At 69.2% G+C, this 24,007-nt stretch carries 20 protein-coding genes and 10 pseudogenes; 21 read left to right on the top strand and 9 right to left on the bottom strand.

The window, feature by feature from the left end:
• Positions 1-26: 26 nt before the first annotated feature.
• Together C7T91_RS13490 and C7T91_RS13485 are read right to left on the bottom strand one after the other, a co-directional pair.
• Positions 27-794: a MauE/DoxX family redox-associated membrane protein gene (locus C7T91_RS13490; protein ID WP_108259695.1), complete on the bottom strand. Its 768-nt coding sequence runs from the start codon at positions 792-794 to the stop codon at positions 27-29.
• 55 nt (positions 795-849) lie between these two features.
• A complete protein-coding gene (locus C7T91_RS13485; RefSeq protein ID WP_108259694.1) occupies positions 850-1,206 on the bottom strand; it encodes a DUF1428 domain-containing protein in 357 nt (118 codons plus the stop codon).
• Between the two features lie 196 nt (positions 1,207-1,402).
• On the opposite strand from C7T91_RS13485, the gene rpmI reads away from it, so the two are divergent.
• The 5 genes and pseudogenes from rpmI (at position 1,403) to C7T91_RS13460 (ending at position 6,326) form a co-directional block, all read left to right on the top strand.
• Positions 1,403-1,603: a 50S ribosomal protein L35 gene (rpmI, locus tag C7T91_RS13480; RefSeq protein WP_108259693.1), complete on the top strand. Its 201-nt coding sequence runs from the start codon at positions 1,403-1,405 to the stop codon at positions 1,601-1,603.
• Positions 1,604-1,615: 12 nt separating this feature from the next.
• A complete protein-coding gene (gene rplT, locus C7T91_RS13475) occupies positions 1,616-1,978 on the top strand; it encodes a 50S ribosomal protein L20 (RefSeq protein ID WP_108259692.1) in 363 nt (120 codons plus the stop codon).
• A 98-nt stretch (positions 1,979-2,076) separates the two neighbouring features.
• A pseudogene (locus C7T91_RS13470) lies at positions 2,077-3,075 on the top strand (amidase family protein); the annotation flags it as partial.
• 1,718 nt (positions 3,076-4,793) lie between these two features.
• Positions 4,794-4,928: pseudogene (locus C7T91_RS13465) on the top strand (hydrogenase expression/formation protein HypE); the annotation flags it as partial.
• Between the two features lie 141 nt (positions 4,929-5,069).
• On the top strand, positions 5,070-6,326 hold the full coding sequence (locus C7T91_RS13460) for an MGH1-like glycoside hydrolase domain-containing protein (protein ID WP_108259691.1): 1,257 nt from the start codon (positions 5,070-5,072) through the stop codon (positions 6,324-6,326).
• 3 nt (positions 6,327-6,329) lie between these two features.
• On the opposite strand, the gene C7T91_RS13455 is transcribed toward C7T91_RS13460, so the two are convergent.
• From C7T91_RS13455 to C7T91_RS13445, 3 genes are all read right to left on the bottom strand, one after another.
• Positions 6,330-7,217 (bottom strand): AcvB/VirJ family lysyl-phosphatidylglycerol hydrolase, encoded by an 888-nt coding sequence (locus C7T91_RS13455; protein ID WP_108259690.1) that lies wholly within the window; start codon positions 7,215-7,217, stop codon positions 6,330-6,332.
• Positions 7,178-7,432, bottom strand: coding sequence for a transposase (locus C7T91_RS39475; protein ID WP_108259689.1), 255 nt, complete (start codon positions 7,430-7,432; stop codon positions 7,178-7,180). Before C7T91_RS39475 ends, C7T91_RS13455 begins: the two co-directional genes overlap by 40 nt.
• A 128-nt stretch (positions 7,433-7,560) precedes the next feature.
• On the bottom strand, positions 7,561-9,192 hold the full coding sequence (locus C7T91_RS13445; RefSeq protein ID WP_407943297.1) for a molybdopterin-dependent oxidoreductase: 1,632 nt from the start codon (positions 9,190-9,192) through the stop codon (positions 7,561-7,563).
• 171 nt (positions 9,193-9,363) lie between these two features.
• On the opposite strand from C7T91_RS13445, the pseudogene C7T91_RS13440 reads away from it, so the two are divergent.
• A pseudogene (locus C7T91_RS13440) lies at positions 9,364-9,907 on the top strand (MlaE family ABC transporter permease); the annotation flags it as partial.
• Positions 9,904-10,652: pseudogene (locus C7T91_RS13435) on the top strand (ABC transporter ATP-binding protein). The pseudogenes C7T91_RS13440 and C7T91_RS13435, both read left to right, overlap by 4 nt.
• On the opposite strand, the pseudogene C7T91_RS35665 reads toward C7T91_RS13435, so the two are convergent.
• Positions 10,651-10,911, bottom strand: a pseudogene (locus C7T91_RS35665) (ABC transporter permease); the annotation flags it as partial. The pseudogenes C7T91_RS13435 and C7T91_RS35665 sit on opposite strands and share 2 nt — an antisense overlap.
• A 161-nt stretch (positions 10,912-11,072) precedes the next feature.
• Between C7T91_RS35665 and C7T91_RS13430 the strand changes: the two are divergent.
• From C7T91_RS13430 to mnhG, 8 genes and pseudogenes are all read left to right on the top strand, one after another.
• A complete protein-coding gene (locus C7T91_RS13430) occupies positions 11,073-11,444 on the top strand; it encodes an ArsR/SmtB family transcription factor (protein WP_108259688.1) in 372 nt (123 codons plus the stop codon).
• Positions 11,445-11,530: 86 nt separating this feature from the next.
• On the top strand, positions 11,531-11,995 hold the full coding sequence (locus C7T91_RS31610; RefSeq protein WP_145962879.1) for a hypothetical protein: 465 nt from the start codon (positions 11,531-11,533) through the stop codon (positions 11,993-11,995).
• A 22-nt stretch (positions 11,996-12,017) separates the two neighbouring features.
• On the top strand, positions 12,018-14,003 hold the full coding sequence (locus C7T91_RS13420; protein ID WP_108259686.1) for an Ig-like domain-containing protein: 1,986 nt from the start codon (positions 12,018-12,020) through the stop codon (positions 14,001-14,003).
• Positions 13,889-14,980, top strand: coding sequence for an Ig-like domain-containing protein (locus tag C7T91_RS31605; protein WP_145962878.1), 1,092 nt, complete (start codon positions 13,889-13,891; stop codon positions 14,978-14,980). The genes C7T91_RS13420 and C7T91_RS31605 overlap by 115 nt, the downstream gene beginning before the upstream one ends.
• A complete protein-coding gene (locus C7T91_RS13415; RefSeq protein WP_108259685.1) occupies positions 14,980-16,368 on the top strand; it encodes a Na+/H+ antiporter subunit D in 1,389 nt (462 codons plus the stop codon). The genes C7T91_RS31605 and C7T91_RS13415 overlap by 1 nt, the downstream gene beginning before the upstream one ends.
• Positions 16,365-16,847, top strand: coding sequence for a Na+/H+ antiporter subunit E (locus tag C7T91_RS13410; protein ID WP_108259684.1), 483 nt, complete (start codon positions 16,365-16,367; stop codon positions 16,845-16,847). Before C7T91_RS13415 ends, C7T91_RS13410 begins: the two co-directional genes overlap by 4 nt.
• Entirely contained in the window at positions 16,847-17,149 is a 303-nt protein-coding gene (locus C7T91_RS13405; RefSeq protein ID WP_108259683.1) for a monovalent cation/H+ antiporter complex subunit F, read from the top strand. The genes C7T91_RS13410 and C7T91_RS13405 overlap by 1 nt, the downstream gene beginning before the upstream one ends.
• A pseudogene (mnhG, locus tag C7T91_RS13400) lies at positions 17,146-17,418 on the top strand (monovalent cation/H(+) antiporter subunit G); the annotation flags it as partial. The gene C7T91_RS13405 and the pseudogene mnhG, both read left to right, overlap by 4 nt.
• 84 nt (positions 17,419-17,502) lie before the next feature.
• Here mnhG and C7T91_RS13395 read toward each other — a convergent pair.
• Entirely contained in the window at positions 17,503-18,237 is a 735-nt protein-coding gene (locus C7T91_RS13395) for a competence/damage-inducible protein A (protein ID WP_108259682.1), read from the bottom strand.
• An 87-nt stretch (positions 18,238-18,324) separates the two neighbouring features.
• A complete protein-coding gene (locus C7T91_RS31600; RefSeq protein ID WP_145962877.1) occupies positions 18,325-19,848 on the bottom strand; it encodes a hypothetical protein in 1,524 nt (507 codons plus the stop codon).
• Positions 19,849-19,948: 100 nt separating this feature from the next.
• On the opposite strand from C7T91_RS31600, the gene C7T91_RS13385 reads away from it, so the two are divergent.
• From C7T91_RS13385 to C7T91_RS35660, 4 genes and pseudogenes are all read left to right on the top strand, one after another.
• Positions 19,949-20,287 (top strand): hypothetical protein, encoded by a 339-nt coding sequence (locus C7T91_RS13385; protein ID WP_108259680.1) that lies wholly within the window; start codon positions 19,949-19,951, stop codon positions 20,285-20,287.
• A 64-nt stretch (positions 20,288-20,351) separates the two neighbouring features.
• Complete coding sequence (gene dapE / locus C7T91_RS13380) at positions 20,352-21,497, top strand: succinyl-diaminopimelate desuccinylase (protein ID WP_108259679.1); 1,146 nt, start codon at positions 20,352-20,354, stop codon at positions 21,495-21,497.
• Positions 21,494-21,922, top strand: a complete 429-nt coding sequence (locus tag C7T91_RS13375) for a GNAT family N-acetyltransferase (protein WP_201742099.1) — start codon at positions 21,494-21,496, stop codon at positions 21,920-21,922. The genes dapE and C7T91_RS13375 overlap by 4 nt, the downstream gene beginning before the upstream one ends.
• A pseudogene (locus C7T91_RS35660) lies at positions 21,919-22,155 on the top strand (TIGR04282 family arsenosugar biosynthesis glycosyltransferase); the annotation flags it as partial. The gene C7T91_RS13375 and the pseudogene C7T91_RS35660, both read left to right, overlap by 4 nt.
• A gap of 4 nt (positions 22,156-22,159) precedes the next feature.
• Here C7T91_RS35660 and C7T91_RS13370 read toward each other — a convergent pair.
• Positions 22,160-22,493: pseudogene (locus C7T91_RS13370) on the bottom strand (helix-hairpin-helix domain-containing protein); the annotation flags it as partial.
• 1 nt (position 22,494) lies between these two features.
• Here C7T91_RS13370 and C7T91_RS13365 point away from each other — a divergent pair.
• Positions 22,495-22,632: pseudogene (locus tag C7T91_RS13365) on the top strand (paraquat-inducible protein A); the annotation flags it as partial.
• Between the two features lie 127 nt (positions 22,633-22,759).
• Positions 22,760-24,007: pseudogene (gene radA / locus C7T91_RS13360) on the top strand (DNA repair protein RadA); the annotation flags it as partial.

Genomic DNA, 24,007 nt, shown 5'->3' with positions numbered 1-24,007 from the left:
GGGCGGGGGCAGCCCCGCCCGGACCCTCAGACCACCCCGAAGGCGCGGAGCGGCATCCAGAGGCCCATCGCCACCATGGCGAGGTTCTCCGTCAGCGAGACGAAGCCCAGCGGCACGTTGGACTTGCCGCCCGCGCAGGCGCATTTCAGCGCGCGCTTGTCGATCCAGACCGCCTTGATGACCGAGACCGCGCCGATCGTGCCGATCGCCAGAGCCACCGGCGCCGAGAGCCAAGTCAGCACGCCGCCGATCATCAGCACCGCCGCACCTGCCTCCAGATAGGGGTAGAGATAGGCATAGCCGACCTTGCGCCGCGCCAGCAGGTCATAGCCGAGGAACATGGTCGAGAAGCTCTCCACGTCCTGCAGCTTCTGCACCGCGAGCATCGCCATCGAGAAGGCCGCGAACCATTCGATCGCCCGCAGCGTCAGCGGCGTGCCGAAGACGCCGAAGCTCAGCGCGATCGCGGCCAGCGCGGCCACGGCGAAGATCGCCAGGACGGGGCGGTAGCTCGGGGCATCCGGGTCCGGCAGCGGTTCGCCGAGATGCGCGGCCAGCTCGGAATGGCCGCCGATCATCTCGCCGCCGATCCAGGTAACCGGCGTGGTCCTGACCGCGTGGTCGTGCTTGAACCGCTCGACCTCTTCGCGGCTGGCCAGCAGGTGGTCCTCGACGTCGAAGCCGTGGCGCTCCAGCATTGCCTTCGATTTCAAGCCGAACGGGCACAGGTGGTCCGGCATGGCCATGCGCCAGAGCTGGGCCTTGCCGGTCGTGTCATGGGTGTCGCGGGGCATGGCGTCTCTCCTTCCGGGGCTGGAAAGGGAACGGGCAGCGGCCGCAGGGGTTCCCTCAGCGCGAGACGACCACCTCGAAGCCGCCATGGATCATGCGCTTGCCGTCGAAGGGCATGCCTGCGGCGAAGACCTCGGCCCAGGCGGGGTCGCTCTCCATGGCGGCGAAGCAGGCCTCGGCCTCGGCCTTGCCCGGCCAGAGGATCCAGGAGAGCACGACGACCTCGTCCGGTTCCTTCTTCACCGCCATCGGAAAGGAGGTCAGCACGCCCTCGGGCACGTCGGTGCCCCAGCATTCCTTCATCTCGAGCGCGCCCGCGCGCTGGAAGAGCGGCCAGCTGCGCTCGGAGCCCGCGATGTACTCCGCCTTCTTCGCGGCGGGCACGGGCACGGCCATTCCGGTCACATAGGTCATCGAATCGTCTCCTGTTGCGGGGGGTGCTGCAGCCAGTCTGGCGCAGCGCGGCGGGTTGCGATACGTCCGTCGGCGCAGGGGCTGCGGAAAGGGCTTGCCATTTGGCGGCGTGCGCCATAAAGACCGCGGCTCTACCCGTCCGTCCGGTGAACTGGCATGCCGAGTCGGGCGATCACCTCCAGTCGAGGAGCAGAAAATGCCGAAGATGAAGACCAAGTCGGGCGCCAAAAAGCGCTTCAAGGTGACGGCCACCGGGCGCATCAAGGTCGCTCAGGCGGGCAAGCGCCACGGGATGATCAAGCGGACGACCAAGTTCATCCGGAATGCACGGGGCACCACTGTCCTGAGCAAGCCGGACGAGAAGATCGTCAAGACCTACATGCCGTACGCCCGCTAAGGAGTTACACAGATGCCCCGAGTCAAAGGCGGAGTCGTCACCCACCGTCGCCACAAGAAGATCCTGGACGCTGCAAAAGGCTATTACGGCCGCCGCAGCACCGCCTTCAAGACCGCCACCCAGGCCGTCGACAAGGCGAACCAGTACGCAACGCGGGACCGCAAGAACCGCAAGCGTAACTTCCGCGCTCTGTGGATCCAGCGCATCAACGCCGCCGTGCGCGCCGAAGATGCAACCCTGACCTATTCCCGCTTCATCGACGGCCTGAACAAGGCCGGGATCGAAGTGGACCGCAAGGTCCTGGCCGATCTGGCCGTTCACGAGCCGGCCGCTTTCGGCGCCATCGTGACCAAGGCAAAGGCTGCCCTGGCCTGATCCGGCGGTAATCCGGTTTTCCCGGGCCCCGGCGCGCAAGCGCCGGGGCCTTTTCCGTTTCCGGGACAGGGGCGCTCCCGCCCGTCGTTGCCGCGCTGGCGCGCGTCGCGGCCGATCTCTGCCTCGCGGCGACCGGCACCGATACCGGCGGCTCGATCCGCCAGCCTGCGGCCTTCACCGGCACCACCGGCCTGAAGCCGACCTACGGGCGCTGCTCGCGCTGGGGCATCGTCGCCTTCGCCTCGTCGCTCGACCAGGCGGGCCCGATGACCAAGACCGTGCGCGACGCGGCGATCATGCTGGGCGCGATGGCGGGGCATGACCCGAAGGATTCGACCTCGGCCGATCTGGCGGTGCCGGATTTCGAGGCGATGATCACCGGCGACATCCGCGGCCAGAAGATCGGCATTCCGAAGGAATACCGCGTGGACGGCATGCGCGACGAGGTCGCCAAGCTCTGGGACGAGGGCGCGGCGATGCTGCGGGACGCCGGTGCCGAGATCGTCGACATCTCGCTGCCGCACACCAAATACGCGCTGCCGACCTATTACGTGATCGCGCCGGCCGAGGCGTCCTCGAACCTCGCCCGCTATGACGGGGTGCGCTACGGCCACCGCGCCAAGCTGGGCCAGGGCGACGGCATCACCGAGATGTACGAGAAGACCCGCGCCGAGGGCTTCGGCCCCGAGGTGCAGCGCCGCATCATGGTCGGCACCTACGTGCTGTCGGCGGGCTTCTACGACGCCTATTACAACCAGGCGCGCAAGGTCCGCACGCTGATCAAGCGCGACTTCGAGCAGGCCTTTGCCGAGGGGATCGACGCGATCCTGACCCCGGCGACCCCGACCGCGGCCTTCGGGCTCGGAGAGATGGCCGATGCCGATCCGGTGGAGATGTATCTCAACGACGTTTTCACCGTGACGGTGAACCTTGCTGGCCTGCCCGGCATCGCGGTGCCGACCGGCGTGAATGCCGACGGGCTGCCGATGGGGCTGCAGCTGATCGGCAAGCCCTGGGAGGAAGGCGCGCTCTTGAACCAGGCGCAGGTCCTCGAAACCGCCGCGGGTTTCGCGGCCAAACCGCAGAAGTGGTGGTGACATGAAGCAAGGCCTGGCTCTTCTCGTCGCGGGGCTGGGCCTCGCCGGCTGCTCTGCCTGGCAGGGCGGCACCACCCAGGTTGCGCCGGTCGCCACGGCCTCGGCGCAATTGCAGCCTTCGCTGCCCACCGGCACCGCGCCGGTGGCCGCCGCTTGCCGCGCGGCGGGCGGCCTCCGGCATCTCGGCTTCGAGCTTGGTGCGGTTGAACCGGGCCGCCGCGTCCACGGCGGGCAGCGGCACGCCAAGCCCGCGGCAAAGCCCGGCGAACCCGTCCCCGAACAGGGTTTCGTAGAACAGCACGGTGACCTCCTGCGGCGCGAAGACCTGGTCCAGCGCGCGGATCGTGGCGCGGTAGTCCGACCGCTCCGCCACGGCCGGATCGTCCAGCATCGCCTGCCAGTCGCGGACCGGGTCCAGATCGCGGTTCAGCTGCGGCAGGAAACGCAGATGCGACCAGAGCCGGTCCACCGGGTCGCGCAGGATGAAGACCAGCCGCGGCGCGAGGCCCTGCAGCACGCAGGCGTCGCGCAGGTAGCGGAAGCCCGCCTCGCCGATGCAGGCATAGGCCGGGGTGATGTCGGCAAAAACCTGCGTGCGCGGCCCGGCAAGGCCGGCGAAATGCTCGAAATAGGCGCTGTCGTCATAGATCATCCGCAGCCGGTCGACGCTGGCGCGGAAGGCCGGGCGGCTGCGCAGGTTTTCGGCCGGATCGCCGGGCTGGCGCAGGTGGAATTCGAGCCGCCGGACCGCCAGCGCCTCGGGCTCCGCGAGTGCCGTGCCGCCGAATTTCGCGTCGAGGAAATGCACCTCCTTCAGCGGCGAGACGGCGACCTCGGGCATTGTCCGCAGCTGCGCGAAGAGCCAGCTGGTCGCCGCCTTCATCGCGCCGATGCAGACCAGCATGGTGCGCCCCTCGAGCCCGCAGACGCGGCGCAGCGGCGCCGCCGCACGGGCCCCGTCGCGGGCCTCGCCGCGCATGCGGCGCGATGCCGAACGACAGGACGGGATCCGGAAGGCCCGGTCCGGCACCCGCAAACCCTGCGGCGCGCGCAAAGTCCGGCATGCCTTGAAACGGGTGGCGTGTGCGCGGGCCGGGCCTGGAGGGCATTCGCCACTGTCGCCCGGAGTTGCCGATCGTGGCGCCATCGGTCCGAGCCCGATCGGCGACGGCGCGACCTGGCTCATTCCGGGGCGGAAACGGCAAGCTCAACCGGGCTTTCCGGGCCGGGCGGCCCGGCAAATTGCGGGCATCGGATTCCACGCAGGTGCCACCCGGGGCGGGGACCGCCGATGGCGCCTAAATGGCACGCGGATCGATGGGTTCGCACGGCGGACCGTCGGANTAAATGGCACGCGGATCGATGGGTTCGCACGGCGGCCCGTCGGGTGGCGCGGCCCGGCCTCGAGGACGGCCCGGGTCGCGCCCGATGCGCCGGAGCAGGCGATCCGGCAGGGAAAGACGCTTGGAAACAGTAGCTTGACCCAGCACTCGGAGCGCGGATNCGCTTGGAAACAGGGGTTTGACCCAGCACTCGGAGCGCGGACCGCAGTCTTTGTCCCTCAAGCGCACCGGGCGCCCGGCCGGCGCGGACGCCGACCCGTCCGCAGGACGCGGCGGCGGGTCCTGCGAGAACGCGCTTGCCGGGAGCGTCACCGGCCTCTTCGGGACGGAGGCCATCGACCAGCCCGGGGCCTTGGAAGACCATGCAGGACGCCGCGCGGGAGACCATGCACCGCGGTGATCGGCCGGGCCATCGGGGGCAGCCCGGGCCGGGTAACGATGCGCACGCTCTTCGGCGGCGCGCGGATCGTCGACATGCTGGTCGGCGAACAGCTGCCCCGGATCTGCTGAGATGCCGCCCGATCGGCGGGCATTTGCCGAAAATCCCGGCCGGTTTCTGCGGCGCCGCGCGTCCGCCGGCTTGTCCCCGGCCGCGAAGGACGCCATCACGGGGGGACGGTCCGGTGCAGGGGGCCGCGGCCGGAGCAGGTGATGCAGGCGATCAAGGACGAACTCGACCGACGCGCGATCCAGATCATGCGCGACAATGACCGGGGCGGCTACACCATCCCGACCCATGGGCTCTATCCCTATCAGTGGAACTGGGACAGCGCCTTCGCTGCGCTCGGCTTTGCCGCCTTCGATCCGGCGCGGGCCTGGCGCGAGCTGGAGATCCTCTATTCCGGCCAGTGGCTTGACGGGATGGTGCCGCATATCCTGTTCCACCGCCCCGATCCCGGCTATTTCCCCGGCCCCGATGTCTGGCAATGCCGCGGGCCGCTGCCGTCCTCGGGGATCACCCAGCCGCCGGTGTCGCTGAGCTTCGCGCGGCGGCTCTACGAGGCGAACCCTGCGATGGGGGCGGTGCCGGTGCGGATGCTTTTCGACCCGATGCGCCGCTGGGTGCAGTGGTTCATGGCCTGGCGCCAGCATGAGGGCGCGATCTGCATCGCCCATCCCTGGGAGTCGGGGCGCGACAATGCCGCCGACTGGGACAAGGCGATGGCGGCGATCGATCCGGCAGATGTCGGCCATTACGTGCGGCGCGATCTCGACCATGTCCACGCGGCGATGCGGCCCACGAAGGACGATTACGACCGCTATATCTGGCTGGTGCAGCGCGGGCGGCGGCTGGGCTGGCACGCGCCGAGCCTGGCGGTGGACCAGCCCTTCTTCGTCGCCGATCCGACCATGACCTTCACGCTGATGCGCGGCGTGCGCGACCTGATCTGGCTGGGCGAGCAGCAGGGGCTGCCGACGGCGAGCCTGTGGAACGACCTGCAGATGCTGGAGCAGGGGGCGGAGACGCTGTGGAACCCCGAAATCCGGGCCTACGACTCGAGGAACGCGCTCGACGGCGAATTTTCCGGGACGCTGTCGAATGCGTCTTTCCTGGCCTGGTATGGCGGGATCGACCGGCCGGAACTGGCCGGGACCCTGGCCGAGGTTCTCGCGCCGCTGCCCTATGGCGTGCCGAGCCTGGCGCTCCAGGATCCCCGCTTCGACCCGAAGCGCTACTGGCGCGGGCCGGTCTGGGGCGTGCTGAACATGCTGGTCGGCATGGGGCTGGAGGATTTCGGCCATCCGCAGGGACAGATGCTGCGGCAGACGACCGGACGGCTGATCGCCAGCCACGGCTTTGCCGAGTATTTCGATCCGCGCGACGGCGCGCCCGCAGGCGGCGGGTCCTTCACCTGGACCGCGGCGGTCTGGCTGGCCTGGGCGGGCGTCAGCATCGAACTGGCCTGAAGATCACGGACCGAGGAAGCCGGTGATCTGGCCGGCCAGCCCCTCGTAGTCGTTTTCCATGTGGTGCCCGCCGGAGCGGGTGACCTGCGTGATGCCATGGCCCGATGCGGCGGGGCAGGCGCTGGCCTTGTCCTCCTCGCCGTGGAGGCAGAGCACGTGCAGGCCGCCGGGCAGATCGCCGAGCGCTGCAACCACGTCGGAGGTGCCTGTCTGCTTGCCGAGCCAGCCGCCGATCACGATCTCGAAGCCGGTGCGTTCCTCGGGCGAGAGCAGGACCACCCCGTCAAGCCGGTGCGCCAGACCGGCAGGCAGATGGGGCAGGGCGAAGGGCAGCACGCTCGCCCCCATCGAGAAGCCGATCAGCACCAGCCGGTCGCGGCCGAGCGGTCCGGCGGCCGCGCCGTCGAGCCGGGCAATGTCGGCGGCGATCTCTTCGGGTTTTTTTGCGGTCCAGAGGTATTTCAGCGAGGAAACGCCCAGCACCGGCATGCCCTCGGCGGCCAGAAGGTCCGAGATCCGGTCGTCGAACCGCGCCCAGCCGCCATCGCCGGAGAGGAAGATCGCATAATGCCGTCCAGGGCTGCCTTCGGGCGCGGGATGCAGGGTGACCGGCAGGCCGGTGCCGAACCCGCCGTCTCCGCCCGCATCATAGGCGTGGTCCATGCCCGCGAGGGCCAGATAGGCCGGGATCAGCGGATCCGGGTCCTGCCCGGTCGGTTCGTAGCGCCGCGTGCCGGGAATTCCGTCGCCATAGGCAGGCGTTCCGGCAGGTCCGGCGAGATGCCAGCGGACCGGGGCCTTCGCCTCCGCGGCGGGCGCGTTGCAGGCGCCGGGCGGTGCTTCGGCAAGCGTTACCAGTCCCTTGACCCGTTCGGGATGCAGGCGTGCCATCTCATGGGCCAGACCGGCGGCGTCGCCGAAGCCCAAGACGACCGGCGCGCGGGGCAGGGCGCCCGCCGGCACAGCGCCGCATGGCCGGGCACGGGCCAGTCGCGCCCGGCCATCTCGATCAGGCTTGCGACCAGGCCGACGGTCCGGCGGAGCGGGACCTTCAGCGTGAGACAGCTCCGGATCGCATTCGCCGGGGACAGGATCCCCCGGATCATGGCCTGGCCCTCCCCGTTCGGAGAAGGTCCCGGGGTGGCCGCGCTTGCCGCTTCGCTCCGCCTGCCGGGACATGTCCGGATCGAACCGGATGGACAACGATCCTCGCCGCTTCAGCGAAGCGTTATGGTCAGCCCAGTTCGCCGTGCGGTGGCGGGAGGTGGCAGGCCTTGGCAGGCCATCGAACCAAACATCGGAATTCCCGAGGTGAATCGCTCTCGCCGATATGTGCAGCAAGGCCACGGAGACGCCTGTTTTCCGAAGGCACGGGACGGCAGGCCCCGCGCAAGCGAAGCGTCCGGGGGAGTCCAGCAGGCCCCGCGCCGGCAGCGGACCGCAAGGAGGATCCTCCGGACGGGACATGGCATCTGCGCGATTTCTCCCGAATTCCCGCCGCCCGGATGCGCTGCGCCGTCCGGCCATCCCGGAGACCGGCCCTCGGCGCGGCACCCGGATCGCCGGGGTCGGGACATCCGAACAGCCGAGACCCGGCATGGCCCGCAGGCGGAAAACATGCCGGGCGGGCGGAGGCCCCGGATGCGATCTCGGCCGGAGAGCTGTAGTCGAAGGCCGCGCCCCAGCCCATCTGCGCCGCGACCGCGCAGACCGCCTGCCAGTCATGGCGCGCCTCGCCCGGCACCGGCAGGGCGGCGCGCTGGCGCGAGATGCAGCGCTCGGAATTGGTGACGGTGCCGGTCTTCTCGCCCCAGCCGGTGGCGGGCAGGAACACGTCGGCGAGTTTCGCCGTGTCGGTATCGGCGAACATGTCCGAGACCACGACGAAGGGGCAGGCTTCGATCGCGGCGGCCACGGCATCGGCCTCGGGCATCGAGACCGCCGGGTTGGTGCACATGATCCACAGCGCCTTGATCCGGCCGTCGCCGACGGCGCGGAACATGTCCACCGCCTTCAGCCCCGGCGTTGCGGCGATGGCGGGCGCGTCCCAGAAGTCCTTGACCGCCAGCCGGTGGGCGGGCTCCTCGATGTCGAGATGGCAGGCCAGCATGTTGGCCAATCCGCCGACTTCGCGTCCGCCCATGGCGTTCGGCTGGCCGGTCACGGAAAACGGCCCCATGCCAGGCTTGCCGATCCGGCCCGTGGCGAGGTGGCAGTTCAGGATCGCATTGACCTTGTCGGCCCCCGAAGAGGACTGGTTCACGCCCTGCGAATAGACCGTCACCACCTTCTCGGTGCGGATCCACAGGTCGCAGAAGGCCTGCAGCTCGTCGCGGGACAGGCCGGTGGCAGAGGCATCCTCGGTGCTGGCGGCGTTCAGCGCCGCCTCGTAGCCTGCGACATGGGCGGCGACATAGCTCTGGTCGACCGCGCCCTGCGCCGCGATCTGCGCCAGCAGCACGTTGAACAGCGCCACGTCCGAGCCCGGCGCGACGGCCAGATGCAGGTCGGCCATGTCCGAACTCGCGGTGCGGCGCGGATCGACATTGACGATCCTGAGCCCCGGCCGCGCCGATTTCGCCGCCAGGATGCGCTGGTAGAGCACCGGATGGCACCAGGCCAGGTTGGAGCCGACCAGCACGATCAGGTCGGCCTCCTCGAGGTCCTCGTACTGGCCGGGCACGGTGTCGGTGCCGAAGGCGCGCTTGTGGCCCGCGACCGAGGAGGCCATGCAGAGCCGCGAATTGGTGTCGATGTTGCCCGAGCCGATGAAGCCCTTCATCAGCTTGTTGGCGACGTAGTAATCCTCGGTCAGCAGCTGCCCGGAGACATAGAAGGCGACGCTGTCCGGCCCGTGTTCGGCGATCGTGCCGCGGAACTTTTCCGCGATCAGCGCGGTGGCGTCGTCCCAGCCGGCCCGGGCGCCGCCGACGAGCGGATGCAGCCCGCGCCCGGCCAGCGCCAGCGTTTCGCCGAGTGCCGATCCCTTGGAGCGGGGCCGCGGGCGCCAGGCTGATGATCCTGCACACCGCCGCCGCGCGCGTCGGCGCGATCCGTGGTGCCGCAGATCGTCGCCATCGGCATGGTTCGCGAGCTTGGCCCCGTGCTCGGCGGGCTGATGGTCGCGGCGCGGGTGGCCTCGTCGGTCGCCGCCGAGATCGGCACGATGAAGGTGACCGAGCAGATCGACGCGCTGGTGACGCTGTCCACCCATCCGATGAAGTACCTGACCGCGCCGCGCGTGCTGGCCGCGACCCTGTCGATGCCCGCCCTCGTCGCGGTGGGCGACGTGATCGGCATCATGGGCGGCTACCTGGTGGCGACCGAGCGGCTCGATTTCAACGCCGCGACCTACATCCACAACACCGTCAACATCCTCAGTTTCGACGACGTGTTCTCGGGGGTCGTGAAAGGGGCCGTCTTCGGCTTCCTGATCGCGCTGATGGGCTGCTACCAGGGCATGCAGTCGGGCCGCGGCGCCCAAGGCGTCGGCAAGGCCACCAAGACGGCCGTCGTCGCCGCCTCCGTGCTGATCCTGGCTTCCAACTACTTGCTGACCGAGGNTGTTCTTCTCCGCATGATCGAGCTTCAGAACATCCACAAGGCCTTCGGGTCCAAGGAAATCCTCCGCGGCGTCGACNCTGGCGATCCCGAAGGGCGAGAGCATGGTGATCATCGGCGGCTCGGGCACGGGCAAGTCGGTGACGCTGAAATGCGTGCTGGGACTGATCCATCCCGACNAAGGGCACGATCCTGGTCGACGGCAAGGATGTCGAGAAGCAGGACCGCGAGGAATTCCTGTCGCGCTTCGGCATGCTCTTCCAGGGCGGCGCGCTGTTCGACAGCCTGCATGTCTGGGAAAACGTCGCCTTCCGGCTGCTCAGGGGCAAGCTCAAGCGGCCGCGCGCCGAGGCCCGCGAGATCGCCATCGAGAAGCTGCGCCGCGTCGGGCTGACCCCGGATGTCGCCGACCAGTTCCCGGCCGAGCTGTCCGGCGGCATGCAGAAGCGCGTCGGCCTCGCCCGCGCCATCGCCGCCGAGCCCGAGATCATCTTCTTCGACGAGCCGACGACCGGGCTCGACCCGATCATGTCGGGCGTGATCAACGACCTGATCCGCGAGATCGTGGTGGAGATGGGCGCGACCGCGATGACCATCACCCATGACATGACGAGCGTCAGGGCGATCGCCGACAAGGTGGCGATGCTCCATGGCGGCAAGATCCGATGGACCGGGCCGGTCGCCGAGATGGATACCTGCGGCGACCCCTACGTGACGCAATTCGTGTCGGGCTCCGCCGAGGGGCCGATCGCGGCGGTGCGCTGATCCCTTCGGCCGAGAACCGCGCCGAGCCGTCATAGATCTGCAGCGCCAGCGCGGCGCCGGTGAAGATCGCGGTCATGCCGACCACCGGAAGGCTGAGCCAGCCGATGGCGATCAGCGCATGCCAGATTTCGCGCGGATACCATGGCGGCGCGAAAATGTGCCGGACGGTGTCGGCGGCGAAGATGGACAGCCGTCCCACCCAGGCAAGCGCGGAGAGGACATTGCGTCCCAGAGCGGCGATCGGCGAGAGCAGTCCCATGGCACCCCTTAACGTTGTCACGGGCACTCAAGCCCCGGAAGGCCGCCCGGACAAAGACCTGCCGCAAAATGCCCTGTGCCGCAAGGGGCCGCGGGGACACAGCCGCGCGACCGGCGGCCAGACGGGAGGACGGCGGCGGATTTTTCCGATATTCCTGCGGGATGGACAAGAATCGAACCCTTGCCGCGCTGTCGGCGCTCGGCCACGAAACCCGGCTCGATGTGTTCCGCCTGCTGGTGCAGGCCGGGGCAGAGGGCCTGCCCGCGGGCGCGATCGGCACCCGGCTCGGGGTGCGGCCCAACACGCTTTCCGCCAACCTGTCGATCCTGGCGCAGGCGGGCATGGTCTTCTCGCGCCGCGAGGGCCGCTCGATCCGCTATTTCGCGGACATGGAGGGGATGCGCGGGCTGCTCGGCTTCCTGATGGAGGATTGCTGCGGCGGGAACCCCGGCGCCTGCCGCAGCGTGCTGGACGCCATCACCGGTCCGGAAGCGGGCTGCTGTGGCGCCGAAGCCCAGGCCGCCGGGGCCTGAAGGCCCCCGGACGCCCCGTTCCGTGGCCCCCTGCCGCGCCATGTGCTATTGTCGGGCCCCAGCAAGCATCCGGAACGGACGGAACGATGAGGCAGGCCCTGGCGATCGCGGCGGCATTACTTGCTGCCCCGGAGGTGCGTGCAGATCCCTACGAGGTCTGCGCGGCAGCGGCGGATTCGAGCCCGGGCTACTGCGACTGCGCCGTTGCGACCGCGCAGGACTCCGGCATCGACGGTCCCGCGCTGGAACAGCTCCTGGCCGATGACTGGGCGGCGGTCCCGAAGGAGACGGCCGAGCGCTTCGGCCTGATCGTGGTGGAATGCCTGCGCGCGGCGGAGCCGGTGGCGGAACCGGCCGCGCCGGTGCTGTCGGGCGGGCAGGGCGTCACGGCAACTGGCGCTGTCGGGCTTCGAGCCGGACGCGGCGGCGGGCGCGGCGCGCATCTTCGTCACCTTCACGCCCGATGCCGCGGCCCTGCCGGAGCTGGAGGAGCACGAATACCGCGCCACCGATGGCGGCTTCGCGCTGGAGCTGCTGCTGTCGCCCGATGACCCGCTCGACGCGGTCAACGCGATGCTGGCCGGGATCGCCGATCTGGAGGCAGAGGGCCGTTTCGGCCTCGACCTCTCCGGTGCCGGCGGTCTGACGGCCACCCGCGAAAGCGGCGCGCCGCTCGACAGCTGGCTGAGCTTCGATCCGGCGACCATGACGTTCTCGGGCATGCCGCCGTCGCATTATGTCGGGGCGGTGCCGGTGCGGATCGCGATCCCGGCGGCGAACGGCCTGCCGGCCATGGCGCTGATCACCGAGGCGGTGGTGGACGAAACCTTCACCCTCGATCCGGAGGACAGCGCCGGCGTCCGCGTCACCGGCAGCCCCGAGCGGATCGATGTCGAAACGCCGGACGACTACAACGGCTCGCTCGCCTTCGCCTATTCGGCCAATGACGAAAAGGGCGGCGAGTCCGATGCGCCCGCGCTGATCGTGTTCAACGTGCTGGCGGCGCGCGAGCTGCCGGTGGCGCATGAGGACCGGGTGGCGCTGTTCGAGGGCGGCTCGGTGGTCTTCGATGTCGCCGATCTGCTGCGGAACGACCGCGACGAGGATGGCGACGCGCTGCGCGTCACGGCGATCGGCGCCGCGGCGCATGGCATGGTGGAGCTGATCCCCGGCAGCCGGTCCATCGCGCCCGCCTCGGCCGGTGTCGCGGGCGGCACCTGGAGCGCAACCCTTGCGGACGGCTCCGCGCTGCCCGGCTGGATGAGCCTCGACCCGGCAACGGGGGAGATCGCCGCGCTGGTGCCGCTGGAGGTGTCGGGCAGCTACGGCATTGTCTTCGCCAGCGCGAATGCCAGCGAAAGCCTGACCGAGACGGTGACGGTCACGCTCGACGGCGATGCGGCGGCGCAGGTGCGCTACACGCCCGAAGCGGGCTTCGCGGGCGAGGATCTGCTCGCCTACACCCTGACCGACGATGCCGAGGGCGCGGTGGCGGGCACGGTGGTGCTCGACATCGCCTCGCTGCTAGACCCGCCGGTGGCGGTGACCGACCGGCTGTCGCTCCATGAGGACGGCTCCATCGAGATCGACCCGGCCGAACTGATGGCCAATGACTACGATGTCGACGGCGACCCGATCCGCTTCCTCGGCGTCAGCGGCGCCGAGCATGGCGCGCTGGCTTTCGAAGACGGCGTGATCACCTTCGCCCCCGACCCGGATTTCGCGGGCGAGGCCAGCTTCCGCTACCAGCTGACCGATGACCGGCACGGGCAGAGCGAGGGGCTGGTCGAATTGCGGGTGATCAGCACCAACCAGCGCCCCGAGGCGGTCGCGGATGTCTTCGCCGCGGTCGAGGACGTGCCTTTCGAATTCACCATTGCCGACCTCTTGGCCAATGACGCCGACCCGGACGGCGACGGGCTGAGCTTCGTCTCGCTGGAGACCGAGGTGGCCGACGGCCGTCTGCTGGAGCTGCCGGACAACCGCTGGCAATTCGTGCCGGACGAGAATGTCACCGGCCCGGTCAGCTTCCGCTACACCGTCACCGACGGGCGGCTGCGCGATACCGGCACGGTCACCTTCGACATCGCGGCGGTCAATGACGCGCCGATCGCCAACGAGGACGGGCATTTCTTCGGCGACCAGGACATGCCGATCGTCGTCGATTTCGCCGATCTGCTGTTCAACGACCGCGATGTCGAGGACGACGCGTTCGCCATCGTCGAGATTTTCGACGGCGACAACGGCACCGCCTGGCAGGAGGGCGAGACCGCGGTCTTCCTCGGCCGGGCAGGCTATTTCGGCGATGGCGGCTTCCATTACCGGGTGACGGACGAACACGGCGCCAGCTCCATCGGCTATGCGACCGTGCTGGTCATGCCGGAATTCGACGTGCCGGTGGCGGTCTCGGATGCGGGCTACGAGATNACGAGACCGGCTTCGAGGTGCCGACCACGGTCGAGATCGAGGTGCTGCCCGTCGGCGATGCCCCGGTCGCGGTGGATGACCTGCTGGAAATGGACGAGGGGGCCGAGCTGGCGGTCTTCGCCTCGCGGCTGACGGCCAACGACTACGATGTCGACCGGCAGGGCATCGAGCTGGCCCGGGTTTTCGGCGCCTCGGGGGTGACGGTCGCGCTGGAGGCGGGCGAGATCACCGTCACCGGGCTCCCGGCCTTCAACGGGGTGGGCGGCTTCGACTACGAGCTGCGGGACTCCTCGGGCGTCAGGGCGATCGGCCATGTCACGGTGAATGTGGGCGCCGTGCCGACCCCGCCGGTGATCGCGGAAATCGGCGTGCTGGAGGGCCGCGAGGACACCGCCTTCGATTTCGCGCTGCCTGCGGTCATCGACGAGGATGGCGGCCCGCTGCTGATCGAGCTGCGCGGCGCGGGCGGCACGGCCCGTCCGGGCTGGATCGGCTTCGACGCCGAGACGCTGCGGATCACCGGCACGCCGCCTGCCGATTTCAACGGCGAGGTGGCGCTGGAGCTCTCCGCCGCCGACGGGCTGTTCGAGACGGTGCAGGGCGTCACGCTGGCAATTGCCGCGGTCAACGACCTGCCTGTGATCACAACCGATGGCGGCGGCGCGGCGGCGGAGATCGTCCTGCCCGAGAACCGCCGCGCGGTGACCACGGTCGCGGCGGCGGATGCCGATGGCGATCCCTTGCGCTACGCAGTGACCGGCGGGGCGGATGCCGCGCTCTTCGCCATCGACGCCGCGACCGGGGCGCTGGCCTTCGCCATGCATCCCAATTTCGAGGCGCCGCAGGATGCCGATGGCGACAATTTCTACGAGGTGACGGTCGCGGCGTTCGACGGCACCGGCCAGACCGGGCAGGCGCTGTCGGTGCAGGTGGAGGATGTCGCGGACACGCCCTCGGGGGTCACCGTCACCGGCACGGCGGCGGCGGATGTGATCACGCCGGCCCAGAGCCCGGAGGGCGAGCCGCTGCAGACGGAGCATGGCGATCTGGTGCGCGGCCTGCGCGGGGCCGACCGGCTGGACCGCTGCTGGCCGCCGCCGCGCTGCTGATGCGCGAGGTTCTGGCCGCGGGCGTCGTCGCCGGGCAGATGGGCGGCTGGGCCGCGCCTTTCGGCATCACGCTGGTCGCTGACCTGCTGTCGGCGGTGATGGTGCTGATCACGGCGGTGATCGCGCTCGCCGTATCGGTCTATGCGCTTTCCGACATCGACGCGCGGCTGGAGCGGCTCGGCTATCACGCGCTCTTCAACATGCTGATCGCCGGGGTCTGCGGCGCCTTCGTCACCGGCGACCTCTTCAACCTCTATGTCTGGTTCGAGGTGATGCTGATCGCCTCCTTCGGCCTCTTGGTGCTGGGCGGCGGCCGCGCGCAGATCGACGGCGGCGTCAAGTACATGACGCTGAACCTCGTCTCCACCGCGCTGTTCCTGACCGGGGTCGGGCTGCTCTACGGCACCACCGGGACGCTGAACATGGCCGATCTGGCGGGCGCCGTGGACAGGGTGCATCCGGGGCTGCTGAGCGTCATCGCCACCATGTTCCTCGTGGCCTTCGGGGTGAAGGCGGCGGTCTTCCCGCTGTTCTTCTGGCTGCCCGCCGCCTATCACACGCCCGCCTTCTCGGTCTCGGCGGTGTTTGCCGGGCTGCTGACCAAGGTGGGGGTCTATGCGCTGCTGCGCACCTTCACGCTGATCTTCGACCATGACACCGGCTATACCCACCAGATCCTGCTGTGGGTGGCGGGGCTGACCATGGTGACCGGCGTGCTCGGCGCCGCCGCCCAGAGCGACATCCGCAAGATCCTGTCCTTCCACATCGTCAGCCAGATCGGCTACATGATCCTCGGCCTCGCGCTCCTGACGCCCCTGGCGATCGCCGGCGCGGTCTTCTACCTCCTGCACCACATCATCGTGAAGGCGAACCTGTTCCTGATCGCGGGCGCGGCCGAGCGGCTGACGGGCAGCACCGAGCTGTCGCGGATCGGCGGGCTCTACCGGTCGGCGCCGCTTCTGGCGCTCCTCTTCGTCATCCCGGCCTTCTCGCTGGCGGGCTTCCCGCCGCTCTCGGGGTTCTGGGCGAAGTTCCTGCTGGTCAAGGCGTCGCTCGAGATCGGGGCCTGGACAATCGCCGCCGTGGCGCTGGCGGTCGGTCTGCTGACCATCTACTCGATGACCAAGATCTGGGCCGAGGCGTTCTGGAGCCCGCATCCCGACGGCCGCCAGCCCTCGTTCGCGGCGCTCGACCGGAGCACGGCGCGGGGCTTCGTCCTTCCCATCGGCGCGCTGGCCGCGATGACGCTGGCAATCGGGCTGATGCCCGAGCCCTTCATGGCCTTCGCCGAGCGCTCGGCCGCGCAGCTTCTCGACCCGGCCGACTACATCGAAGCGGTGCTGGGCGACCGCGCGCCCCTGCGGACAGCGGAAGGAGACGCAGGATGACCGGGTTCGGCCTCAATCTCCTCCTCGCGATCGCCTGGGTCGCGCTGACCGAAAGCGTCACGCTGGCCAATCTGGTGATCGGCTTCGTGCTGGGCTACGCGGTCCTGTGGCTGGTCCGCCCGATCCTCGGGCCGAGCCGCTATCCCGACCGGGCGCTGGCTTGGATCAGGCTCGTGCTCTTCTTCTTCTACGAACTCGTGGTCTCCAGCGTCGCGGTTGCCGTGGACATCCTGACCCCGCGCCACCGCGCCGAGCCCGCGATCATCGACATGCCGCTCGATGTCCGCAGCGATGCCGGGATCCTCCTGGTGACCAACCTGATCTCGCTGACCCCGGGCACGCTCAGCCTCGACATCAGCGAGGACCGACGCACGCTGCGCATCCATGCCATGTTCGCCCGCGATCCCGAGGCGCTGGTGCGCGACCTGAAACAGGGCATGGAAGCCAAGGTCATTGCCGCCGTGGAAGGAGAAACCTGATGGAGACCCTGCTCTACTACGCGCTCACCGCCGGTTTCGCGATGGTGGTCCTATCGCTGGTGCTGGCCTTCTTCCGGCTGGTCAAGGGCCCGAGCCTGCCGGACCGGGTGGTGGCGCTCGACATGATGACGCTGATGCTGGTGGTGTTCTGCGGGCTGACGGCGATCAGCTTCGGCCATGGCGAGTTCCTCGACGTGGCGCTTGTCCTGGCGATCGTCGGCTTCCTCGCCACCGTCGCCCTCGCCCGCTATGCCGAGCGCAGCCACGAGGACCGGACCGGCGACGGGGAGGACGACCGATGACCGAGGCGATCACCGCCCTTCTCGTGCTGGGCGGCGGCTTCTTCACGCTGCTCGGCGGGCTCGGGCTGCTGCGGCTGCCGGACGTGCTGATCCGGATGCATGCCTCCACCAAGATCGGCACGCTGGCCTCGGGACTGACGGTTCTGGCGGTGGCGGTGCATGCCGGCACGCTGGAGGTCTGGATCCGCGCCGTGGCGATCATCCTGCTGCTGCTGCTGACCGCGCCGATCGGGGCGCACATGGTCGGCCGCGCTGCGGTGTCGACGCGGGTGCCGCTCTGGCGCACCCGCGACCTGACGCGCGAGGCCAGGTCGCAGCCAGCGCCGCGCGCATCGCCTCGGGGCCCGGCAGGCTCACTTGCCCACCTGCGGAAGCACCTCGCCCAGACGCGCCATCGCTGCGTCGATGCGGGGTCCGTCGGTGCCGCGCACGACGATCTGCGCGCCGAAGGCGCCGTCGCGCTGGAACGGATAGCTGCCCATGGAGAGCTCGGGGAATTCCAGCGCCAGCGCGCCGAGCGGTCCGGCGAGCTCTCCCTCGGGGATGTAGAGCGTCACCGACTGGCTCAGGAGCGGCGCGCCGCCGGTGAGCTTCGGGATGACCGAGGCCACCATCGCCTCGAAGACCGTCGGCACGCCCGCCATCACATGGACATTGCCGAGGGTGAATCCCGGCGCGGCGGAGACCGGATTGTCGATCAGGCCCGCGCCGTCGGGGATGCGCGCCATGCGCAGCCGAGCCTCGTTGATCTGGGTGCCGCGGTTGGCGTAATGCGCCTCGAGGATCGCGCGGGCATCGTCGCGGACACCGATAGGGGCGCCGAAAGCGGCGGCGACGGCATCGGCGGTGATGTCGTCATGGGTCGGCCCGATCCCGCCCGAGGTGAAAACGTAAGTGTAGGCCTCCGACAGCGCCCTGACCGCGGCGGTGATGATGGCGGCGACATCGGGAACGACGCGGACCTCCATCAGCGGGATGTTGTGGCGGGTCAGCGCGCCTGCGAGGAAATGCATGTTGGAGTCGCGGGTCCGGCCCGAGAGGATCTCGTCTCCTATCACCAGCATCGCCGCCGTGGGATTGTCCGTCATGTCCTGTCCTTTCCGGAAACCGCTCCGCCACATCTAGGCTCTGGCTAGTCCTGTTCCAGCACGGGATCAACTATGCTGACATAAGCCTCAGCCAAGCAGCGTCAGGGCAAGCATGATCACACCAGAAAGTGCACCAAGCACCTGCGCGACATCGACCCCGCGTTTCCAAAGCTTTTCACGCAACGCCTCGTCCTCCTTGAGCCGCCGCCACATCTTCGCGCCACGGCTGAAAACGCGGTTGGCGGCATCAACCTGAACCAATCCGGGGTTCCGCTCCGCCGGGCCGAGCGTTCCATGGCGCGGAACGGGACCAGTCGGCGCGGCGAGCCTCCGGATATCCTCGCGCATCTCTTCGCGAAGTTCGTCGGTCTCTATCGGCGCGATGACTGGCTCCGCCACTTCGAGCAGTTCCTTCTGCTCGTCGGTCATCTCGCGCAGGGACTGCGACAGGCGCAAGTCCCGCGCCTCGGCAATCGGCGGATGGGTCGCGCGGATATCGAGCGCCGAGGTCTGGCAGGTCTCGATCAGGCCGAGCACTTCCGGGCTGTCGGCATATTCCTTCGTCTCGACCTGCCGGTGCAGCGACTTCGCGGCGAGCATCAGGTCCATCTCGACGCGCTGCGGGTTGTTGGCGAAACGCGTGATCGTGTCCCGCAGGATCTCGACCTCGTAGCAACTGTCCATCAGCCCGTTGCCACCCCGGCGCAGCGCCCGGTCCAATGCCGTCTCCACGGCATCCAGCCCGGTCGACAGCAGGTCCCCGTTCGAGATGTCCAGCGGCACGATGCGCAGCCGGTCCCCATCCGGTGTCGGCTCGACGCGTTCGGCAACAGGGAAACGCTGCTCGGCGTGTTTCGCCTCAATCTCCCGGATCGCATCGGCCACCGCTGCCGGGCCTTCCTTCCAAGTGTCGTCCGGGATCAGGGCGATGTCGCGGCAGAGGTCCCAGTCGGTCCAGTCGCCGGCAAGCATTCCTGCCCACCATCGATCCCAGAACGACTCCTGAGAAGATCCTGCTTTCAATTGCTCTAGGATCCGCACCCTGCCGTCGATGAGTTCATTCGGCTCCTTTTCAATAGCCCATAGGGGACAAGCTAGCAGGTCAGAGACCGCGCCCGAACGCGCTTCCAGCGACTTGGCATCTGTTTCTGCGGACACCCGCAGAGCCCGAGATAGGTGATCGCCCGCCAGGAAGCCGGATATCGCCATGGCTTGAGCCCTTGTCGGGTTCCGGTAAAATGTTGATGGCTCATCATCCATTTCCGAAAAGCTCGCGCCCCAGCAGGTCGCCTGAAACGCACCAATTGCCGAGCCAATAACATTGCCGGAAACACTTCCCTCTAGCATTTCAAGCTCGGCGCCGAGAGACCACGCCTGCTTTGACGCAGATCTCGTCGCGGCACGGAGGGCAGCTTCAGACCTGTTGTGCGCAGCAGCGCAAGATAGCAGACCTCGCATTAGGGGAAGTGCCATCAACTGCGCGCTAGCAACCCCATTATAGCCGATAACCGGCGCAGCGCGCAGCGCCGATCTGACTCCCATCAGGTTGCGGATGCGAACAGGGTAGCGACCAAGAAATTCTTCCGCGCCGTCGTTCCCGCTAAAGATCATAGGTTGCAACTCATTCAAATAATCCGCCCCCACCCTGCCCGCGTGGCCCCGCCCGAACAACCCGCTTGACGCCGCATCCAATCCCGCGCATCTGGCGGCCATGTCCAAGGAAAAGAAACCCCAGCAGGTCTTCACCCTTCTCGTCCAGATCGGCCGCAAGGCAGGGGACGGGCTGCCCGATGGCGCGACCGGGGCGGCGCTGATGTGCTACTCCTCCGGCGTCGACGAGGCCGAGGCCGTGCGCGAGACCGTCGCCGTGCTGAAGCAGGCCGACCTCGCGCCGCTCGACGTCACCGGCTACGGCACCCGCGCGGAACGCGAAGACATGGGCCACGAGATCGACGAGGACGAGGCCGGGCTGATGGACCGCGCGCTCGCGGAGAACGCCGTGATCGTCGCGCAGATGACCCCGTTCTTCGGAGACGAAGACAAGGGCTGATCCCGGCGGGCGGATTGCGCCCCCCGGCCCCGCGCGGTACTCCCGTCCCAGAAGGAGACCGCCGATGACCACCGATCCCGTCGAGCTGACCCGCCGCCTCGTGCGCTGCCCCTCCGTTACCCCTGAGGAAGGCGGCGCGCTGGAGCTTCTGGCCGCCGAGCTCTCCGCCGCCGGTTTCGCCTGCACCCGCGTCGACCGGAACGGCACCGCCAATCTCTTTGCCCGCTGGGGCGCCAGGGGCCATCCGAAGACCTTCGGCTTCAACGGCCATACCGACGTGGTGCCGGTGGGCGATGCCGCCGCCTGGACGATGGACCCGTTCGGTGCCGAGGAGGCCGATGGCTGGCTCTACGGCCGCGGCGCGACCGACATGAAATCGGGCGTCGCCGCCTTTGCCGCCGCCGCGATCGACCTGGTGACGGAAACGCCGCCCGACGGCGCGGTGATCCTGACCATCACCGGCGACGAGGAAGGCCCGGCCAAGGACGGCACGGTGGCGATCCTCGACTGGATGAAGGATCAGGGCGAGGCGATGGCGCTCTGCCTCGTCGGCGAACCGACCTGCCCAAAGCGGCTCGGCGACATGATGAAGATCGGGCGGCGCGGCTCGGTCAGCGCGTTCTTCACCGCGACCGGCATCCAGGGCCATGTCGCCTATCCGCACAAGGCCGCGAACCCGGTGGCGGCGATGGCGAAGCTGATCGACCGGCTGAGCGCCGCCGTGCTCGACGAAGGCAACGACCATTTCGATCCCTCGACGCTGGCGGTGACCACCTTCGACACCGGCAACCCGGCGACCAACGTGATCCCGGCAAGCTGCCGCGCGACGGTGAACATCCGCTTCAACGACATCCATACCTCCGACAGCCTGGCGGCCTGGCTCGGAGAGCAGATGGCGGAGGTCGCGGCGGAGACCGGCATCGGATTCGACATGACCACCGCCGTTTCCGGCGAAAGCTTCCTGACGCCGCCGGGACCGCTCAGCGACATGATCGCGCGCGCCGCCGAAGCCGAGACCGGGATCGTGCCGGAGCTGTCGACCTCGGGCGGCACCTCGGATGCGCGCTTCGTCAAGGACCACTGCCCGGTCGTCGAATTCGGACTGGTCGGCCACCGCATGCACCAGGTGGACGAGCGGGTCGAGACCGCGCAGATCCCGAAACTGAAGGCCATCTACGCCCGCATCCTCAGGGAGTATTTCGCGCAATGACCATCACCGAAGCCAAGGGCGACAAGGACATGGCCGATATCCGCGCGCTGCGCGAGGCCGTCTTCATCGGAGAACAGAACGTGCCGGCCGAGCTGGAATGGGACGGGCTCGACGGCACGGCGCGCCACCTGATCGCGCGCGAGGCCGGGAATCCCGCGGGCACGCTGCGCTGGCGGGTGATCGGCGACACCGCCAAGATCGAGCGGGTCTGCGTCCTTGACACCTATCGCGGCACCGGCGTCGGCGCGCAGCTGATGTTCGCCGCGCTCGACGCGATCCGCGCGACCGACGGCATCGCGACGGCGAAGCTGTCCTCGCAGGTCGACGCGCTGGGATTCTACCGCAATCTCGGCTTCTCCGAGGATGGCGAGATCTATGACGACGCCGGCATCCCCCACAAGGACATGTGGCTGACCCTCGCATGATCCGGCCGCGCCTGGCCGTGATGGTCAAGGAACCGCATCCGGGACGGGTGAAGACAAGGCTCGGCCGCGAGATCGGCGCGGTCCCGGCCGCCTGGTGGTTCCGCCATCAATGCGCGGGACTGCTGCGGCGGCTGCGCGATCCGCGCTGGGATCTGGTTCTGGCGGTCAGCCCCGACCGCGAGGGGCTGGAGAGCCGCGTCTGGCCCGGCGACCTGCCGCGCGTCGCGCAGGGGCCACGGCGCTCCTCCTCGACGGCCACTTCGGCCAGCTGGTGGCGCTGCTCGGCGGGGCGCGCCAGGTCGACGGCGCGCAGGAAGGCGTCCCAGCTGCCGTAATGGCGCGCCAGATCCGCCGCCGCGACCTCGCCGACATGGCGGATGCCGAGGCCGAAGATCACCCGGTTCAGCTCGATCCGGCGGCGCTCGTCGATCGCGTCGAAGAGCTTCGCCGCCGATTTGTCGCCCCATCCCTCGCGGTTCTTCAGCTGCTGCAGGCCCTGGCCGTAGCGCGCTTTCAGCGCGAAGATGTCGGCCGGTTCCCTGATCCAGCCGTCGCGGTGGAACTGCTCGACGGCCGACATCTTCCTGATCGCGCTCTACGTCGTCGTCGCCAAGGGCACCGGGATCGGCCATGTCGAAACCGCCTGGGGGCTCTGGCTCTTCACCTTCTGCGTGCTCGCCTCGCTGCTCCTCAGCTGGCGGAGGTTCTGAGCGCCGGGAGAGGGGGTATCGGGGGGGGGGGGGGGGGGGCGCGCCCCCCCCCCCCCCCCCCCCCCCCCCCCCCCCCCCCGGCCCCTCACCCCTTGCCCCCGGCCCCGGCTTCGGGCAACCAGCCATCATGGCAAAGAAACCCCGCCCCTTCGTCTGCTCCTCCTGCGGTGCCGCCCATGCCAAGTGGATGGGCCGCTGCGATGCCTGCGGCGCCTGGGACACCATCGTCGAGGAACGCCCCCTCGCCGCCGGTCCNCGGCAAGTCGCTCGGCGCGCTGCGCGGCAAATCCGTGCCGCTTCTCGACCTCGCCACCGAGGAAGCCCCGCCGCCGCGCAGCGAGACCCGCGTCNGAGGAGCTCGACCGCGTGCTGGGCGGCGGGCTCGTCCCGGCCTCGGCGATCCTGGTCGGCGGCGATCCGGGCATCGGCAAGTCCACCCTGCTCCTGCAGGCGGCGGCGGCCTTCGCGCATTCCGGGCTGAAGGTCGTCTATGTCTCGGGCGAGGAAGCCTCGGCGCAGGTGCGGATGCGCGCGCAGAGGCTCGGGCTCGGCAAGGCCAGGGTCCAGCTCGCCGCCGAAACCAACCTGCGCGACATCCTCACCACGCTGGAGGAGACCGCGCCCGACCTTGCCGTCATCGACTCGATCCAGACCATGTGGCTCGACACGGTCGATTCCGCGCCCGGCTCGGTCAGCCAGGTCCGCGCCGCCGCGCATGAACTGACCACCTTCGCGAAATCCCGCGGGACGTCGGTCATCCTGGTCGGACATGTCACCAAGGAAGGCCAGATCGCCGGGCCGCGCGTGGTCGAGCACATGGTCGATACCGTGCTTTATTTCGAGGGCGAGCGCGGCCACCAGTTCCGCATCCTGCGCGCGGTGAAGAACCGCTTCGGCCCCGCCGACGAGATCGGCGTCTTCGAGATGACCGGACGCGGGCTGGCCGAGGTGCGCAACCCTTCGGCATTGTTCCTCGACGGCCGCGGCAAGCCGTCGCCGGGCTCGGTGGTCTTCGCGGGCATCGAGGGCACCCGCCCGGTGCTCTGCGAACTCCAGGCGCTGGTCGCGCCCGCGCCCGCGGGCCAGGCACGGCGGTCCACCGTCGGACTCGACTCGGGACGGCTGGCGATGATCCTCGCGGTTCTCGAGGCGCGCTGCGGCCTCTCCTTCGCCGGGCTCGACGTCTATCTCAACGTCGCGGGCGGGCTGAAGATGAGCGAACCGGCCGCCGATCTGGCGGTGGCGGCGGCGCTCCTGTCGGCGCGCGAGGACCAGGCCCTGCCCGAAGGCACCGTCGTCTTCGGCGAGATCAGCCTCTCGGGAGCGCTGCGTCCTGTCACACAGATGGAAAACCGGTTGAAAGAGGCGGCGNAAA

The organism is Mangrovicoccus ximenensis (assembly GCF_003056725.1).
Classification (GTDB): domain Bacteria; phylum Pseudomonadota; class Alphaproteobacteria; order Rhodobacterales; family Rhodobacteraceae; genus Mangrovicoccus; species Mangrovicoccus ximenensis.
This window is presented reverse-complemented; position numbering and strand designations above follow the sequence as displayed.

Coding starts and splice junctions, on each gene's coding strand:
- C7T91_RS13490 (WP_108259695.1), bottom strand. CDS start 794: ATGCCCCGCGACACCCATGACACGACCGGCAAGGCCCAGCTCTGGCGC.
- C7T91_RS13485 (WP_108259694.1), bottom strand. CDS start 1,206: ATGACCTATGTGACCGGAATGGCCGTGCCCGTGCCCGCCGCGAAGAAG.
- rpmI (WP_108259693.1), top strand. CDS start 1,403: ATGCCGAAGATGAAGACCAAGTCGGGCGCCAAAAAGCGCTTCAAGGTG.
- rplT (WP_108259692.1), top strand. CDS start 1,616: ATGCCCCGAGTCAAAGGCGGAGTCGTCACCCACCGTCGCCACAAGAAG.
- C7T91_RS13460 (WP_108259691.1), top strand. CDS start 5,070: ATGCAGGCGATCAAGGACGAACTCGACCGACGCGCGATCCAGATCATG.
- C7T91_RS13455 (WP_108259690.1), bottom strand. CDS start 7,217: ATGGCACGCCTGCATCCCGAACGGGTCAAGGGACTGGTAACGCTTGCC.
- C7T91_RS39475 (WP_108259689.1), bottom strand. CDS start 7,432: ATGATCCGGGGGATCCTGTCCCCGGCGAATGCGATCCGGAGCTGTCTC.
- C7T91_RS13430 (WP_108259688.1), top strand. CDS start 11,073: ATGGACAAGAATCGAACCCTTGCCGCGCTGTCGGCGCTCGGCCACGAA.
- C7T91_RS31610 (WP_145962879.1), top strand. CDS start 11,531: ATGAGGCAGGCCCTGGCGATCGCGGCGGCATTACTTGCTGCCCCGGAG.
- C7T91_RS13415 (WP_108259685.1), top strand. CDS start 14,980: ATGCGCGAGGTTCTGGCCGCGGGCGTCGTCGCCGGGCAGATGGGCGGC.
- C7T91_RS13410 (WP_108259684.1), top strand. CDS start 16,365: ATGACCGGGTTCGGCCTCAATCTCCTCCTCGCGATCGCCTGGGTCGCG.
- C7T91_RS13405 (WP_108259683.1), top strand. CDS start 16,847: ATGGAGACCCTGCTCTACTACGCGCTCACCGCCGGTTTCGCGATGGTG.
- C7T91_RS13395 (WP_108259682.1), bottom strand. CDS start 18,237: ATGACGGACAATCCCACGGCGGCGATGCTGGTGATAGGAGACGAGATC.
- C7T91_RS31600 (WP_145962877.1), bottom strand. CDS start 19,848: ATGATCTTTAGCGGGAACGACGGCGCGGAAGAATTTCTTGGTCGCTAC.
- C7T91_RS13385 (WP_108259680.1), top strand. CDS start 19,949: ATGTCCAAGGAAAAGAAACCCCAGCAGGTCTTCACCCTTCTCGTCCAG.
- dapE (WP_108259679.1), top strand. CDS start 20,352: ATGACCACCGATCCCGTCGAGCTGACCCGCCGCCTCGTGCGCTGCCCC.
- C7T91_RS13375 (WP_201742099.1), top strand. CDS start 21,494: ATGACCATCACCGAAGCCAAGGGCGACAAGGACATGGCCGATATCCGC.